General features: G+C 36.7%; 16 protein-coding genes and 3 pseudogenes. 8 read left to right on the top strand and 11 right to left on the bottom strand.

What is annotated here, in order from left to right:
- Nucleotides 1-228, top strand: a 228-nt coding sequence (locus tag OZD64_RS00775) for a transposase (RefSeq protein ID WP_274999101.1), incomplete at its 5' end; no start/stop codon positions are given.
- Between the two features lie 352 nt (nucleotides 229-580).
- On the opposite strand, the gene tsaD is transcribed toward OZD64_RS00775, so the two are convergent.
- Nucleotides 581-1,588: a tRNA (adenosine(37)-N6)-threonylcarbamoyltransferase complex transferase subunit TsaD gene (tsaD, locus tag OZD64_RS00770; RefSeq protein ID WP_274999127.1), complete on the bottom strand. Its 1,008-nt coding sequence runs from the start codon at nucleotides 1,586-1,588 to the stop codon at nucleotides 581-583.
- A gap of 297 nt (nucleotides 1,589-1,885) precedes the next feature.
- Between tsaD and OZD64_RS00765 the strand changes: the two are divergent.
- Nucleotides 1,886-1,987: pseudogene (locus tag OZD64_RS00765) on the top strand (WPE palindromic element domain-containing protein); the annotation flags it as partial.
- 39 nt (nucleotides 1,988-2,026) lie between these two features.
- Here the strand turns inward: OZD64_RS00765 and OZD64_RS00760 are convergent.
- Together OZD64_RS00760 and OZD64_RS00755 are read right to left on the bottom strand one after the other, a co-directional pair.
- Entirely contained in the window at nucleotides 2,027-2,764 is a 738-nt protein-coding gene (locus OZD64_RS00760) for a WD_0702 family putative metalloprotease (RefSeq protein ID WP_010081987.1), read from the bottom strand.
- A 528-nt stretch (nucleotides 2,765-3,292) separates the two neighbouring features.
- Complete coding sequence (locus OZD64_RS00755) at nucleotides 3,293-4,429, bottom strand: cysteine desulfurase family protein (protein WP_010081988.1); 1,137 nt, start codon at nucleotides 4,427-4,429, stop codon at nucleotides 3,293-3,295.
- Between the two features lie 155 nt (nucleotides 4,430-4,584).
- On the opposite strand from OZD64_RS00755, the gene OZD64_RS00750 reads away from it, so the two are divergent.
- A complete protein-coding gene (locus OZD64_RS00750) occupies nucleotides 4,585-5,283 on the top strand; it encodes an alpha/beta hydrolase (protein ID WP_274999126.1) in 699 nt (232 codons plus the stop codon).
- Between the two features lie 238 nt (nucleotides 5,284-5,521).
- Here the strand turns inward: OZD64_RS00750 and OZD64_RS00745 are convergent, their stop codons facing one another.
- Both OZD64_RS00745 and OZD64_RS00740 read right to left on the bottom strand, forming a co-directional pair.
- Nucleotides 5,522-6,196, bottom strand: a complete 675-nt coding sequence (locus OZD64_RS00745) for an ABC transporter ATP-binding protein (protein WP_010962776.1) — start codon at nucleotides 6,194-6,196, stop codon at nucleotides 5,522-5,524.
- Nucleotides 6,197-6,235: 39 nt separating this feature from the next.
- Nucleotides 6,236-6,697, bottom strand: a complete 462-nt coding sequence (locus tag OZD64_RS00740) for a HesB/IscA family protein (protein ID WP_010081891.1) — start codon at nucleotides 6,695-6,697, stop codon at nucleotides 6,236-6,238.
- A 47-nt stretch (nucleotides 6,698-6,744) separates the two neighbouring features.
- Here OZD64_RS00740 and OZD64_RS00735 point away from each other — a divergent pair, with 47 nt between their 5' ends.
- The 3 genes and pseudogenes from OZD64_RS00735 (at nucleotide 6,745) to tnpC (ending at nucleotide 10,485) form a co-directional block, all read left to right on the top strand.
- Complete coding sequence (locus OZD64_RS00735; protein ID WP_038198975.1) at nucleotides 6,745-7,944, top strand: deoxyguanosinetriphosphate triphosphohydrolase; 1,200 nt, start codon at nucleotides 6,745-6,747, stop codon at nucleotides 7,942-7,944.
- Nucleotides 7,944-9,026, top strand: coding sequence for a bifunctional diaminohydroxyphosphoribosylaminopyrimidine deaminase/5-amino-6-(5-phosphoribosylamino)uracil reductase RibD (ribD, locus tag OZD64_RS00730; RefSeq protein WP_010962779.1), 1,083 nt, complete (start codon nucleotides 7,944-7,946; stop codon nucleotides 9,024-9,026). Before OZD64_RS00735 ends, ribD begins: the two co-directional genes overlap by 1 nt.
- 112 nt (nucleotides 9,027-9,138) lie before the next feature.
- Nucleotides 9,139-10,485 (top strand): annotated as a pseudogene (gene tnpC / locus OZD64_RS00725) (IS66 family transposase).
- Nucleotides 10,486-10,630: 145 nt separating this feature from the next.
- Here the strand turns inward: tnpC and rpe are convergent.
- The 3 genes and pseudogenes from rpe to OZD64_RS00710 form a co-directional block, all read right to left on the bottom strand.
- Complete coding sequence (gene rpe / locus OZD64_RS00720; protein ID WP_038198978.1) at nucleotides 10,631-11,308, bottom strand: ribulose-phosphate 3-epimerase; 678 nt, start codon at nucleotides 11,306-11,308, stop codon at nucleotides 10,631-10,633.
- A 94-nt stretch (nucleotides 11,309-11,402) separates the two neighbouring features.
- Nucleotides 11,403-11,708: a hypothetical protein gene (locus tag OZD64_RS00715; RefSeq protein ID WP_274999128.1), complete on the bottom strand. Its 306-nt coding sequence runs from the start codon at nucleotides 11,706-11,708 to the stop codon at nucleotides 11,403-11,405.
- A 27-nt stretch (nucleotides 11,709-11,735) separates the two neighbouring features.
- Nucleotides 11,736-11,831, bottom strand: a pseudogene (locus OZD64_RS00710) (zinc-ribbon domain-containing protein); the annotation flags it as partial.
- A 73-nt stretch (nucleotides 11,832-11,904) separates the two neighbouring features.
- Between OZD64_RS00710 and dapD the strand changes: the two are divergent.
- Nucleotides 11,905-12,735 carry a 2,3,4,5-tetrahydropyridine-2,6-dicarboxylate N-succinyltransferase gene (gene dapD, locus OZD64_RS00705; RefSeq protein ID WP_010962782.1) on the top strand — a complete coding sequence of 277 codons (831 nt, stop codon included), beginning with the start codon at nucleotides 11,905-11,907 and terminating at the stop codon, nucleotides 12,733-12,735.
- 6 nt (nucleotides 12,736-12,741) lie between these two features.
- On the opposite strand, the gene OZD64_RS00700 is transcribed toward dapD, so the two are convergent.
- Together OZD64_RS00700 and OZD64_RS00695 are read right to left on the bottom strand one after the other, a co-directional pair.
- Nucleotides 12,742-13,026: a DUF2610 domain-containing protein gene (locus OZD64_RS00700; protein WP_010962783.1), complete on the bottom strand. Its 285-nt coding sequence runs from the start codon at nucleotides 13,024-13,026 to the stop codon at nucleotides 12,742-12,744.
- On the bottom strand, nucleotides 13,027-13,398 hold the full coding sequence (locus OZD64_RS00695; protein WP_394370287.1) for a hypothetical protein: 372 nt from the start codon (nucleotides 13,396-13,398) through the stop codon (nucleotides 13,027-13,029).
- Nucleotides 13,399-13,499: 101 nt separating this feature from the next.
- On the opposite strand from OZD64_RS00695, the gene OZD64_RS00690 reads away from it, so the two are divergent.
- Complete coding sequence (locus OZD64_RS00690) at nucleotides 13,500-14,549, top strand: class I SAM-dependent methyltransferase (protein ID WP_010962785.1); 1,050 nt, start codon at nucleotides 13,500-13,502, stop codon at nucleotides 14,547-14,549.
- A gap of 192 nt (nucleotides 14,550-14,741) precedes the next feature.
- On the opposite strand, the gene terL is transcribed toward OZD64_RS00690, so the two are convergent.
- The coding region (terL, locus tag OZD64_RS00685; protein WP_274999124.1) for a phage terminase large subunit at nucleotides 14,742-15,285 on the bottom strand (544 nt) is incomplete at its 5' end.

Raw genomic sequence — 15,285 nt, 5'->3', positions numbered from 1 at the left:
TATATAGGGTTGACACCAAGGCAATATTCTTCTGGAAAAGTTGATCGGCATGGCAGCATATCAAAGATGGGACCAGCGGAATGTAGAAGTATGTTATATGCAGCTGCACAAACAATGCTTACAGTTACCAAGAGGACATTTAAATTAAAAAACTGGAGTTGCGAAGAAAAAAGGAATGAAAAAAGCAATTGTAGCAGTAGCAAGAAAATTAGCTGTAATTATGCATAGGATGTTGGTTGATAAAACAGAATTTTATTATCAATAAACATCAAAAGAGCATAGGACAATAATTTTATTGAAAATAAAGATAGCAATGCCGATGGAAGGGACAAGCAAGAACTTAGTTAGACTTCGTGGTAAACATGTTACCGTCCACTTCCGCCTAACAAGTATAATGCGGCTTGACAAGTTTATTGTCATCTCAGACCGCGGAGAGAACCATATGCTACTTTTCACTTATGTAAAATTACCAAGGATTATGGAGAAGATATGCTGTTTTGATTTGTGTGAAAATTATTGTTGACTTATGTGCAATTAGAGAACCTAAGTCACTTTAGCTATAATTCAGAATTGAGAGCTTTTAATAACTCTCTAACTCCCACTTAGGTCTTGGTGCAAAATTAAGTGGATCTATATAATTTTTCTGTAACCTTTCAATTCCTGTCCATCCAACCATAATTGCATTGTCTGTACATAGGTCGTTAGGGGGAAAAAATATGTTTAAGTTTATGTGTTGTTTTAATTTTTCTCTCAAGAAATTATTTGCTGCAACTCCGCCGGTAATCACAAAGTCATTGATTTTGATATTTAAAGATTCGGCCATAATAATTGCATTACTAACCCTGTCCAGCAGTATGTCACTAATACACTCTTGAAACGAAGCACATACATCACACACATCTTGCTCGCTCATTTTAAGTTCTTGTACTAAGTTTTTTACTGCTGTTTTAATCCCAGAAAACGAAAAGTTACATCCAGAACGTTTTATCATTGCCCTTGGCAGTTTGAATCTTGTGCCATTGCCTTTTTTAGCCAACTTTTCAATTAATGGGCCTCCTGGGTAGCTTAAACCCAGCATCTTAGCAACTTTATCAAATGCTTCTCCTAGTGAATCATCGAGCGTTTCTCCAAGTTGAATGTATTTACCTACATCCTGTGCAATTAAAAATTGACAGTGACCACCTGATATTAGTAGGACTAAAAATGGAAATTTTACCTCATGCAGTAACCTAATAACCAATGCATGCGCTTCTAAGTGATTCACTGCAATGAATGGTTTTTGTGCTACATGCGCAATTGCTTTAGCCATCATTGTACCAACTATTAATCCACCTATGAGTCCTGGTCCTGATGTTGCTGCAATTGCATTGAGGTCACAAAAGTTAAGGTTAGATTTTTCCACGGCGCTTTTTATTAGACCACTTAAATGCTCCATATGAGCACGTGAAGCTATTTCAGGGATCACCCCACCACGTTTTTTGTGTTCTGCTTGGGAGAGAATTTCGTGAGCAAGGACTTGCTTGTCACTATTTACAATCGCTACTGCAGTTTCGTCGCAGCTTGTTTCAACAGCTAAAATGGTTTTCATGTATATTTAGTTACTGTATTACCAAAACTATACTTTGAAACGCTGTAGAAGTTAACTGCAAAGTTAACTTCTATAGCTAAAAGATTTACCACAACCGTCATTCCGCTACGTGTTAGCTGATGAGATACCGCGCACAACTGTACGAACATTCATTCTTAAAGGTAAACTGCACAGCAAATGGTGTCATTCCAGTGCTTGACACTGGAATCCAGCCTTGCCGTAATCTCATCAAGAACGTTGTGTTTTAACATAAGATCAGCCACTTTTATGCTCACCAACTTAGTGCCCAATCCAAATTCCTGGATTCCAGTGTCAAGCACTGGAATGACACCATCTACTACTCAAATTACCTGCAAATTGCAATGTTCGTACACCAAAAGAATGAATCGCGGTATGACGGTTCGCGGCGGCATGACGTAGGAAAACCTGCACTATAAGCTAATCATCATCTCCAAATATAGAGCTAATTTTTTTGCCCCCAGGAGAAAATTTATTAGTCCAACTGCTTTGCACTTTGGTTACGTCTTTAGTGGCAGTTTTATTGCTGTATTCCTTGATTTCCTTATCTATTCTCTCCATCATTTGTGAATCAAGGTAGCTCTTTTTCCATTGGCCAGTAGCAAGGAACACTTTGTTTAAGTCTTGAGTGCGGATTAAGTATTCTTTATCTTTAGGGTAAACCTCCTGCGCCCAAGCAAATAGCTCAAAATAGCGTGCAAATAATTCAGATGCACGTGATTTTGCAGTTTGATAAGCCTGTATCTCCTTAAATATAACTTGGCCGATAATTTTCTGCACAAGAATATTTGCTTGCTTTAGGTTCTGCTCAATATCCTGGTAAACTTTATGGAGAAATTCCTGTTCCAAACTTAAGTTCAGTTCATTTTCAACCATGTGTGAAAGTTCATGCACTATAATGTATGGGTTTGACTTCCTCAGTACAATAACATATCTATTTACACTGGAAGACCTGATTGTCTTACACACTCCCTCTTCCATATCCACTAATCCCTCTTGGTATATTTCAAATGAGAGCCTGTTTTGCTTTATTAGTGATAAAGTGAGGTTTAATGTGTTTCTAAACTTCTCAAATTGATAGAGATATTCGACATACCGTATTGCATTTTCACTGCTTCCTACTTGAGTTGCTTGTTTTATTAAATTCCTGATTAGCATACCTTATTATTAAAGGAATTCTTTTTATACTCAAGAATTGATTGGCTACAAAGTGTTTTTAGGAAGCCTGATTGCATAGCTAAAGTAATTCATGTTTACTGATAACCGTCATACCGCTGCTTGTCAGCGGGATCTATGGTGAGATACCGCGAATGAATCCATAGCTGTACGAACATTCATTTTTGAAGGTAAATTGCACAGCAAATGGTGTCATTCCAGTGCTCTTTTTTTGTCATCCCAGTCTGGGATCTATTTTGCATGTAATTCCAATTGTGTTTTGGCATAAAACGCGACACGTATTAGACTTATTTGCAAGCAAAGCTTGCTAGATCCAAGTAGTCAGGACACTGGAATGACACCATAGGGGCACTGCCGTCATAAAGGAACCAGTGTCAGCTACTTGGATGACAGCTAGCCTAACAACCGTCATCCCGCTGCTTGTTAGCGGGATCTAGAGATACCGCGGGGTTGTAAAGTAATTTTTTACATCTAATGCTCGGCCAGTGCCTGCATGATACCACGTATTATCTATACCAAGGTGTTCTGCTTGTAGATATTATACCAACAATCCACTATTTTTTTTATGTCTTGTGGTTTAGTTTCTGGACCTATACTGATTCTAATTGAACACTCTGCTTGCTCTTTTGTTGCCCCCATTGCAAGCAAAACATGGGAAGGCTCAACTTTTCCAGAAGAACATGCGGAGCCATTACTAACTGCAATATGATTCAAGTCAAAATGCATAAGCTGCACATCACTCTTTACTCCTGGCATATAAATAAAACTTGTGTTTGGCAGCCTCTTAGAGTTTTTACCGAAGATTCTTATGTCACTGGCAAGATTTAATAATTCACACTCTAATTGATCACGTAGCTCCTTTACTTCATCCATTTTTGATAGAAGGTCTGGAATATTTTGCAGTGCAGCAGAAAGGCCTGCAATCGCAACAATATTTTCCGTACCACCACGAAATCCCTTCTCTTGTCCACCACCTATTATAATAGGTTCTATCGCAAGTTCTTTATTGAATATTAAAACTCCACTGCCTGCTACACCGCCAAATTTATGGGCGGATAAAGTGAGTAAATCCACTCCTAAATCTTCCATATTAACTTTAATTTTCCCAACACTTTGAGCAGTGTCAGTGTGGCAAATTGCTCCAAATTTGTGGGCTATTTCAGCTATTTCCTCAATAGGTTGAATCACTCCGGTTTCGTTATTTGCCATCATAACTGAAACTATTGCTTTGTTTCCTTTAAGTTCGCTTAGAATTTTTTCTAGCTCTAAAAAGTCAACAATGCCCTCCTGATTAACAGGTATTATATATGGATTACATGCAGAATTAAGAATTGAAGGATGCTCTATAGCTGAAATTATATGCAGGTAGCCTGCTATTCCTCTCATAACAAGGTTATTCGCTTCAGTTGCACCAGACGTAAAAACTATTTCTTTATCACTTGAGACGCCAATAGCACCACGTACGTTATCTCTTGCATCCTGAAGAATCTTCCTCGCTTCTTGTCCTCTTTTATGTAGTGATGATGGATTGAGCGTTTGTTTTAACAAGACCTCAAATATACTTTTTTTTACATTTTCACTAATTGGAGCAGTTGCATTGTAATCAGCATATACGCAACCACTATTTTCTAAAGAGAATGGACTCATCTGTCACTTAAATAAGTTTACCATCAACTATAGCCATAACTATGTACGTTAGCTTTAACACGATAAAAAATTTATTGCAAAAACAGCGAAATTAATACATAATGAATAACTCACGTCATTAATACTTGTCAAGCGTGTTCTTATTAGGGGTTACCATGGTTGAAGTTTTTTTGAATAATGCAACAAGAAAGATGGAAGGTGAATACCACCAAAGCAAAGATGCCAACGCGCCGGTTGTGCTGGTTTTACATCATCATCCTCAATATGGTGGTAATATGGATAGTAAAATTGTACATAGTACATATACGTCTTTTATCGATAACAATTTTTCTGCATTGAAAATTAACTTTCGTGGTGTGGGAAAATCTACCGGAACTTTTGATAAGGGTATAGGAGAATTAACTGACGCTGCGGTAGCCATTGATTGGCTTCAGGAACATAATCCTAGCAATGTTCCAATTTGGATCGCTGGTTTTTCTTTTGGAGCATGGGTGGCTATGCAGCTAACAATGCGCCGCCCTGAGATAGTGGGTTTTATTGCTCTTTCTCTTCCGGTAACTAAGTACGATTTTTCTTTTCTTTCTCCCTGTCCAGTTTCTGGGCTTATAATACAAAGCAGTAATGATACAATCTCAGAAGAAAGCGATGTAACAGAATTAGCAAAAAGGTTGATAAATTCAGTAAGAAGTGATCACATGAAATACTATATAATAGATGATACTAATCACTTTCTAAAGGATAAAGAAGAGGAAGTGACTCAAATCGTGGACAATTATATAAAACTGCGCTTGAATAGTGCAACTATTTCTTTTCAAAAGGTCAAAAAAGAGGTAAGGGTAAAAGAATATGCCTAATCTTTACAAACAAGAGAAATGAGTGTAGTAATATAAATGAAAAGGTTTTGTTATGTTTAAAAAGCTATTATTTTTTGTTTTAGCTGTGTTTATGTTATCGGGGTGTTCCCTAAGTAAACAGCGTAAGTTAAAAAGTCCGTGTATAAAAAGCAATGAAAGCATTTCATGCGAGTTGTACTCTGTTAATGATCATTGGTTAGATAAGTATAAGGCATAGAAATTGTGCTATTTTTCCTATTCACAACTTCACTAATGATCGATCTCTCAATTGGAAAATGCAGTCTGCCTTTTCTGCAAGGAGATGATTGTGTGTTACTATAAGCATAGAGCTGTTATTTTCCTTTACGTATGAATGTAGCAGTAAAAACACGTTAAAAGAATTTGTTGGATCTAAGTTTCCTGTTGGCTCATCTGCAAGTAAAAGCTTTGGAGAATTTACAATGCTTCTTGCAATTGCAACTCTCTGCCTTTCCCCACCCGAAACTTCAGATACCATGCTACTTGCTTTGTTTTCCAGACCAAATTTTTCCAACATTGCTTGCGAATTTTTTTTTGCTTCAGCTTTGCTTTTTCCTGCAATGAGTTGAGGAAGCATAATATTTTCCAACACCGATAACTCTTGTAACAAATAGTGAAATTGATAAACAAAACTAAGAAAATTTCTTCTTACATGAGTTTTATGCTTATTACTGGCTTGTGTGCAATTTATTCCATCTATCGTAACTATACCTGAAGTTGGCTTGTCCAACAAGCCTGCGATTTGCAATATAGTTGTTTTCCCTGCACCTGAATCGCCAATCAGCGCTACTACTTGCCCTCTTGTGACACTTAAGTTGATATCCTTTACAACAGCAGAATTGTTCTTGAAGCTTTTATCTACGGAAGTTAGTTCTAGTGCTACATTACCACCCATGTTTAAAAGATCCAGAAGGCATCTAAGTTTTAGTAATAATTAAACCGAAAAACTGTTACCACAACCACATTGAGACTTAGCAAAGGCATTCTTTATTTGAAAACCAGAACCACTGAGATCCTCAGTATAATCTATAACTGAGTTATTTAAAAATTTTGCTGAACAATTATCAACCATTAATACAGGGTTTCCATTTTCATCATTAATTACTATATCTTTACCTTTTTCGCTAAAACTGGAGTGGCTTCTATAGTCCTCACTTTCTTCATAGTCATCATCTTCGTCTTCGTCATCAAACTCATCATCGTAATCATCGTCTTCATCATCCAAAGATAGATTTTTATTCATTTGATCCATAAGAAAATTGTATTTGAAGCCAGAACATCCACCACCTGAAACTGCAACCCGTAAAATGGAACTCTTATCCCCTTCCTGCTCTGCAAGAGAGTGGATTTTTTTTAGTGCATTATCAGTTAAGTTGATGTTGTAATTTGTTGACATAGTAACCACCGTTTATTATTGATAACTTATTATAGTAGAAATTTTACATGTCAAACAATAACTTTCTATTAAATTATGCATGTTTTCCAAGCAAAACAAAAGGGAGATACTTCAAAGAGCCAGAAGATGAGAATCGCAGCTGCTTTCAGCGTGATAGGGACCGTATCATTCACTCTAATGCGTTTAGAAAATTGGAGTACAAAACACAAGTTTTTATCAATTATGAGCACGACTACTATCGCACTCGGCTTACTCATAGCCTTGAAGTTGCACAAATTGCAAGGTCCATTGCGCGTAGACTTGGCTTAAATGAGGATATCACTGAATGCATAGCGCTCGCACATGATCTTGGTCATCCTCCATTTGGTCATGCAGGTGAAGATGCTCTAAAGAAATCAGTTCAAGATTTGAATCTTGATAACGAGAAGTATGAGTTTGATCATAATGTTCAAGCTATAAGGATTTTAACTTACCTCGAACAAAAACATGCTGATTTTGATGGTATGAATCTAAGTTGGGAGGTGATTGAAGGAGTTGCAAAACATAACGGTCCCTTGCTTGGTCAAAACGCGGAGTCTTCTACAAATAATCAGCTGTTATTAGAATACAACAAAAAATATGATCTAAAACTTGAAGAATTTTCAAGCATTGAAGCGCAAGTTGCTTCAATTGCCGATGATATTGCTTACAGTGTTCACGATCTTGATGATGCACTCAGGGCGAATTTAGTAACCATCGAAGATTTGCTGAATGTTCCTTTAATTGAAAAAATGTTTAAAGACATAAGGAGCAGATATTCAGAATTGCCTCAGAGCAAACTCATACATGAATCACTGAGTGGAACTATAGGAACTATGATAAGTGATGTTGTTTCTCAGACTGAAAGAAATATTGAAGATCACAAAATAAAAAGCGTAGAAGACGTAAGAAGTCTAAATAAAATGCTAGTCACATTTTCACCAGAAGTTGCGAATGCTACAAAAGAAATGAAAAGATTCAACATGGAGAAAATATACAGAAGCTATAAACTGAGTAGAACGATGAACAAAGCAAAACGCATAATACAGGGACTCTTTCAATGTTTTTATGAAAACCCAGGATTACTTCCCACAGAGTGGAGCAAACTCGCTTGTGAATCTCAGCGTTCAGTAATAATATGTGACTATATCTCAGGTATGACAGATAGATTTGCTATACACGAGCACAGAAGAATTTTTGATACCTCATACGAAATGACTTCTTTCTAATGACTGATGATCATTTCATGTCAATTGCATTAAGGCTTGCAGAAAAAAATCTTGGAAATGTTGCACCAAATCCTGCTGTCGGGTGTATTATTGTAAAGGATGGTACAATTGTTAGTGAGGGATACACAGGGATTGGTGGGCGTCCGCATGCGGAGGTAGTCGCTTTGCAAAACGCTAAAGATTCAACTCATGGCGCAACTATATATATCACTCTTGAGCCATGTTGTCATCACGGAGTCACGGGGCCTTGCACTGCAAAAATCATAAAAGCTAGCATAAAAAGAGTAGTAATTGCAACTATTGACCCAGATAGTAGAGTTTCAGGCAGAGGCATGAAAGCTCTGAAAGAAGCAGGAATTGAAGTTGAGCAAGGTATTATGCAAAAAGAGGCAAAAGAACTGAATGTCGGTTTTTTCACCACTAAAGAATTACATAGACCATTTATAGCTTGCAAAGTCGCAACAACTCTTGACGGAAAAATCGCAACATTTACAGGCGATAGCAAATGGATAACAAGTGAAAATACGAGAAACTGGGTGCATGAGCTCAGAACGAAATATGATGCAATTATGATTGGCAGCAATACTCTTATTAATGATGATCCACTCTTAACTTGCAGATTACCAGGACTCGGAAGTAGATCGCCAATAAGGCTAATTATAGATAGTCAAGGGAGATTAAAGGAAGAGCATAACATTGCAAAGACTGCAGACAAAGTAATAACTTGGGTCATCACAAATAAAGAAGTAGAGAAAAAAATAAAAAACATTAACTACTTAGTAGTTAATTCAAGCAACGCAGGTAAGGTTTGCCTAAAGGACATGGCATTAAAACTTGTTTCAGAAATTGGTATAACAAGATTATTAGTTGAAGGTGGAGGAGTGTTAATCACAGAACTATTAAAGTGTAATTTAATCGACAGGTTGATAATATGCCGCAGTGGTAAAATTTTAGGCAATGATGCCACTCCTTTTGTAGGAGATTTAGGGATTCAATTCATTAACAACTGTTATCAGTTTAAAAAAACAAAGATAATAGAGTTTAGTGAGGATATAGTTGAGGTTTGGGATAGGTCGTCATAATCCTTACATACTCAAACAGTAAAAAAAAGGTATCCGTTCAGCGGAGCGGTAAAATAAAAAGTAGACAAGGAGTGCTAAAAACATAATATCACAAGTAGTATGTGTGGTAAATATGTCTGATCTACTAGCTAGTCTTCTCAAGCTCTGTGAAAGCTTTAAAATAGAGATAGAGCAACTAAAAGCAGAGATAAAGAGGTTAGAGATAGAAAACGAAAATTTTAGATCTGAGAATAAGGCGCTAAGAATCGAAAATGCTGAATTGAAAGAAAGACTAGGTCTGAATTCACAAAATTCATCGATACCGAGCTCAAAAGAGTTATACAAGCTAAAGAAGAAAAAGAAAAAAAGTGACAGGAAAATAGGGGCACAGATTGGGCATGAAGGAAAGTATCGCCCTAAAATGGAAGCAGATGAAGTGGTGAAAATAGAGTTCTTGCGAGTGCGGAGGAGAAATTGCGATATCGAAAGAGCCATACATTCATCAAAAAGTTGATTTGCCAGCTTATGTTGTGGAATACCAATGGCCGCTGTTGCAAGTGTGGAAAAAGAAAAAGTAGCAGGCTACCAGAAGGTGTTACTGCGGATACATTTGGTCCAAAAGTTAAGTCAACAATTGCGGCGCTGAGCGGATTTTACAAGAACTCGAAAAGAGAAGTAGCAAATATTATAAAAAATATTTTCAACCTGGACATCAGTGTTGGTAGCGTGTCAAATAGCGAGGCTAGAGTTGCAGAAAAATGCCAAGAAGCATATGAGCAAATCGAGCAAGAAGTAAGTAAAAGTGAAGTTCTGCATATCGATGAAACGAGCCATTATAACAAAGGTAAACTTGGTTGGTGCTGGATGTTTGCCAGTAATACAGCAAGTTTTATAAAATTGACAGAGTCAAGAGGAATGAAGGTTTTACAAAATAGTAAGTTCTGCAATCGCAATAGCTTACGACAGGTACGCAGCATACAACTACTTTGCCGATAAGAATAGGCAAATCTGTTGGGCACATTTATCAAGAGATTTTGAAAGATTAGCACATAGTTGAAGTTAAAGTTCTGGGCTGTTACTTAAGAAACGTAGCCACTGAATTATTTGCACTAAAAAAGGCCTTGCTAAAAAATGAGATAGATGTTTTTAGATTTACCAGACGTGCCAGAAAGTTGCGAAAACGTACAAGGTATTACTTGAAGCCGTTTACCTGAAGCAATTGGAGCTTCTCGAGTTGCAAAGAATATTTTGAAATCTGAAAGAATGATGTGGAAATTTTTAGATAACCCAGAAAACATTCCGCTGACAAACAACCATGCTGAACAGCAGATACGGCATTATGTCGTTTATCGCAAAAATTCATATTTTACCCAATCGAAGTGGGGAACTTGAACGGATAATTTCATTATACTTGACATGGAAACAAAGGGGTCTCAATCCTTTCCAAAACCTCTTATCTATCATCTCTCACACCGCTTAGCTGAACGGATACAACCCAAGAAAGGGTTTTCTACGTCATACCGCCGCGGTATCTCAGCATAGATTCCGCTAACAAGTAGCGGAATGACGAATTTTTGTTTTTCAAATTGTAGGTAAACCTAAGCCACTTTAGCTATATAGGATTACTACGATGGATTTTTAAGATAGTTTATGGCCTTCTTAATATCTTCAGCCTTGAATATCGCCGATCCCGCAACTAAAATATCTGCACCTGCTTTTATTATATCAGCTGCGTTAAAAAAGTTAATTCCACCATCTACTGAAATTTGTGTTTTAAGGTTACGCTCTTGTATCATTTTTTTTATAGTAGATATCTTGTTCAACTGTGAATGAATGAATTCCTGCCCTCCAAAGCCAGGGTTGACTGTCATAATCAGCACAATATCTAGCTCATGTATTATATATTCAAGCACACTTGGAGAAGTTGAAGGAACAATTGAAACTCCAACTTGAATCGGTTTTTTTTCGTCGTTTACATTTTTGTATGACTTTATCTTTCTTATCAACCTCTCAAGGTGTGTCTCTGCTTCTGCATGTACAGTGATAATATCAGCACCAGCATTTATAAAGCTTTCAATGTGGTTACCAGGAGATTTGACCATTAAATGCACATCAAAAGGAAGATTGCTATATTTACGTATTGCAGAAACAACGCTAGGACCAATTGTAATATTTGGAACGAAATTCCCATCCATAACGTCTATGTGTATGTAATCCACACCTAAATCGCTAATTTTTCTTACTTCTTCCCCTAATTTTGCAAAATCTGCTGAAAGTATAGAAGGTGCAATTTTAATACTCATGAGCTGCCTTTTTTGCTAAAAAATAACTTATTTTCAAAACTCTGTCACCCTAAGCACCATCTGAGTAGCTAGAGACCGATATCGGTATGCCTATTTAACTAGATCTTAAATTAGATAAAAAAAGGTAGTCTTGATAAAACTTATTTACAGCAAGTTTTTTTACATTTGGACTTTCTGTTTGTTCTTTTTTGTACCCTAATTTATAGCTTATTGAATCCTTGTATAAACTGATCGTTTTGTATGCTTTGTTCATCTCTCTAGGAAAGATGCCGTTAGCAATTACGACGCATAACCCTGTAGCTGTTGCAAAAGCTAGAGTGGTAAATGCTAGATTTTGTAAAAAATTCCTTCCACTAACTTTTTTTTCCTGTATATTAGCAGAGTGCGATTTGTTTGACACTTCTTCTAGATATTCATGCCATATGTGATTGCAGTTCGTACATTTTACCTTTCTTCCAGACGCGCCAATTTGCTTAGGGGATACTAAGTAAGTTTTAGTACAACTATTACATTGTATTTTCATAGCACTTACATATAAGTAGTAACAAGCCCAAATGATACGAGCTACAAATTTAATATCAATATATATATAACAAATGGAAGGTTTGCAACTAAAAAAAACACAGAGTGAGATAAAAGATATTTGGAAAAATAGAGAAAAATTTAATGACTGTAATCTAAAGAAAACAGCAAGAATAGCAATTAAAGAGGTAATTGAGCTCCTTGATAGTGGCAAAATTAGAGTAGCAGAAAAGCTATCAAGTGGAGAATGGGTAGTACATAAGTGGATAAAGCAAGCAATATTATTACATTTTCTCACCGAAGAAAATAAAATAATAGATAATACCAATTGCTGGTTTGATAAGATCGGTAACAAGTTTAGTGAATGGAATGAGGAGAAATTTCGCCGGTTAAAAATTAGAGCAGTTCCTGGGTGTTTTGTTCGCCGATCTGCTTATATAGGTACAAATGTTGTTCTAATGCCAAGTTTTATCAACGTTGGTGCATATGTTGATTCAGGAACAATGATAGATACCTGGTCAACGATTGGTAGCTGTGCGCAAATAGGAAAAAACTGTCATATTTCTGGTGGAGTGGGAATAGGTGGAGTTCTTGAGCCTATTCAAGCTTCACCTGTCATTATAGAAGATAATTGCTTTATTGGAGCACGTAGCGAAGTGGCCGAGGGTGTGGTAGTGAGAGAAGGATCAGTCCTTGGCATAGGCGTGTTTATTGGGGCATCAACAAAGATTATTGATAGAGAAACTAGCAAGGTATTTTACGGCGAAGTGCCACCTTATTCTGTAGTGGTACCAGGGTCTATTCCATCTAAAAATAATATTTCAACCTATTGTGCAGTCATAGTAAAAAAAGTGGATGAAAAGACGAGATCGAAAATCTCTATAAATGAAATATTGAGGGATTAAACTATCTTACTCCTTGTCGTCACTTTTTTTATCATTATTACTAACCACAGTAATGGCATACGCGCATAACTCTGAGAAAGAGACTCCATTTTCTTGAGATAGTTTATATAATTTTTGTAGACTTTCTTTTACTTTATTAGGGATATTCCCTCCACGTTCTTTTACAAGCCAGGAATCTTGATGATGAATTGGATGAGCATCGCTTTTTGGATTTCCTATATATATTGCAAAAGGTGAACTTTGCCCTTTGAAGTCACATTGTACAGTAAATTTTTTTATAGATTCGGCCATTTAAAGACCTCTACTTTTCTTTTTGGTCGATTTTATAGCAGGTGGAAGAGGTGGTTTCTTTATAAAATCTTGTCTATTGACAACACTTTCTCTACCTTCCAAAGCTCGGCGAACATCAGCTCTGCTTAATTGCGACTCTTTTGCTACCTTCATTCCATGCTTTGCCATAATATTAGCACATGCTAGTACTTTTTTTACCAATTCTAGATCACCATTTAGCATTTGAACTAGCACTTGAAACACTTCCGCTAAAGTTAGCCCATCAGCATTTATAACCTTGTTTTCTATAAAATTGACAGCTCCTTCAAATTTGTATTCAATACTATCATCTTGAGGTATAAGGGCAACATAATCGGTGTTTTTGTCGTCCATAACTGAAGCACTATTACTCACAAACTTAAGTTTATACTATATATATAAATACTCTACTATTTTATATTATGGCACGCTATAGTTAAACATTTATTAATAACATGCTCACTTATATACACGAATTAATTGACAAAAGTCAAGGATCAATATCCATCAGTGATTTCATGAATGCCGTTTTGTACCATGAAAAATACGGCTATTATACAAGTAAATTACCGCTTGGTAAGGATGGTGATTTTACTACCGCACCTGAGATCAGCCAATTATTTGGTGAAGTAATTGCAGTTTGGATAATGCATACATGGGAAAAATTAGGAAAGCCATCAAAATTTTCTCTAGTTGAACTTGGGCCAGGCAAAGGAACACTCATTCACGATATAATAAGAGTCACTAAAAAATACAGCAGCTTTTTTAATTCAATGTTGATCCACTTAGTTGAAATAAGCCCTACTTTACGGAAGATACAAAAGGAAAAATTAAAAAGCTTAGATGTTAATTGGCACAAAAATATTGACAACCTACCAGAACAACCAACCATTTTTTTAGCAAATGAGTTCTTTGACGCTCTTCCGATAGATCAGTTTGTATATCATGATGAGGGGTGGTATGAAAATATGGTGACAAAACAAGATGATGGCAGTCTCTTGGTGTCATGCCAGTGCGTGACACTGGAATCCAGAAAAAAAGAATCATGGATTCCAGTGTCAGCTACTCAGATGACAAATGGAAAATTTTTTAATGGTGCAGTGGTGGAAATATGTTCAGTTGGGGTTGAAATATTAAAAAAACTTGAGAAGAAGATATATAATAATAAAGGAGCTGCTTTGATTGTAGATTACGGTTATGTATACCCCGCATATAAGAGCACTTTGCAATCGATAAAACAACATAAGTATGCTAATTTTCTTGAGAATGTTGGTAATAGTGATATTACCGCACTTGTGAACTTTCAAGCGTTAAGAGATCCATTAAAGCATGTAGATTGTGAGATTTTAACTCAAAGGGAATTTTTATATCTTTTTGGCATAAAAGAAAGAACCCAGGCTTTAATGAAAAGCGCAAGTGATGAACAAAAGAATAGGATCTTTAGTGAATTCTTAAGGTTGACTGAAAATATGGGCACTCTTTTTAAAGCAATGCTATTGATATAGCTAACCCAAGAAAGGTTTCCCTACATCATACCGCCGCGATATATCAGCATAGATTCCGCTAACGAGTAGCGGAATGACGAGCTTATTGTCATGCCGCCGCGAACCGTCATACCGCTGCGGTATCTCAGCCGCTAATAAGTAGCGGGATGACGGTTGTCTCCTAGCTGTCATCCCAGTACTGGTAGACTCAAATCACAATGCTCGTATAGCTGCAACCCTGGAGGTACTGTTTCTCACCCACTGCAAATATTGCACGGTACTGTCCACTTGGTCGTCGTGGCGCGTTTCAGGAAACATTAAAATCTCATACTCAAAATCGTTCAGCCATACTGCTTGATGTGGCAGAAAAACCTTGCCAGACTCTATAATCGGAACAATTTGATGAAATCGAGTGAGCTTGTCATCATGTGGCACTATTTCAATAATCGGTAAATCACTGTTTGTCTTTAGCTCTTGCACCAATTGTTGACCACTTGTTTTTGCTTCGATTAAAATTGCGTGTGGCGTCCATCTTGCAGCTAGTGACAAAACCTGTTCTTTAAGCTTTGGATACTCAAGCTTTGCGCGATATACGTCGAGTAAATAGAATTTATTATCTATTTTTGCCCAGGTGGTGCAGACACTAAAGTTGCTCATGTTACTTGTTGAAACCGCAGTATCCCAACTTTGTGTTATATGCGAGAGATTATCAGGAAATTTTTTATAGCGTTTCAGAGGTTGTCCGGAAACAAGTAAA

Source organism: Wolbachia endosymbiont of Drosophila tristis (assembly GCF_028981745.1).
Taxonomy (GTDB): Bacteria; Pseudomonadota; Alphaproteobacteria; order Rickettsiales; family Anaplasmataceae; genus Wolbachia; species Wolbachia pipientis.
This window is presented reverse-complemented; position numbering and strand designations above follow the sequence as displayed.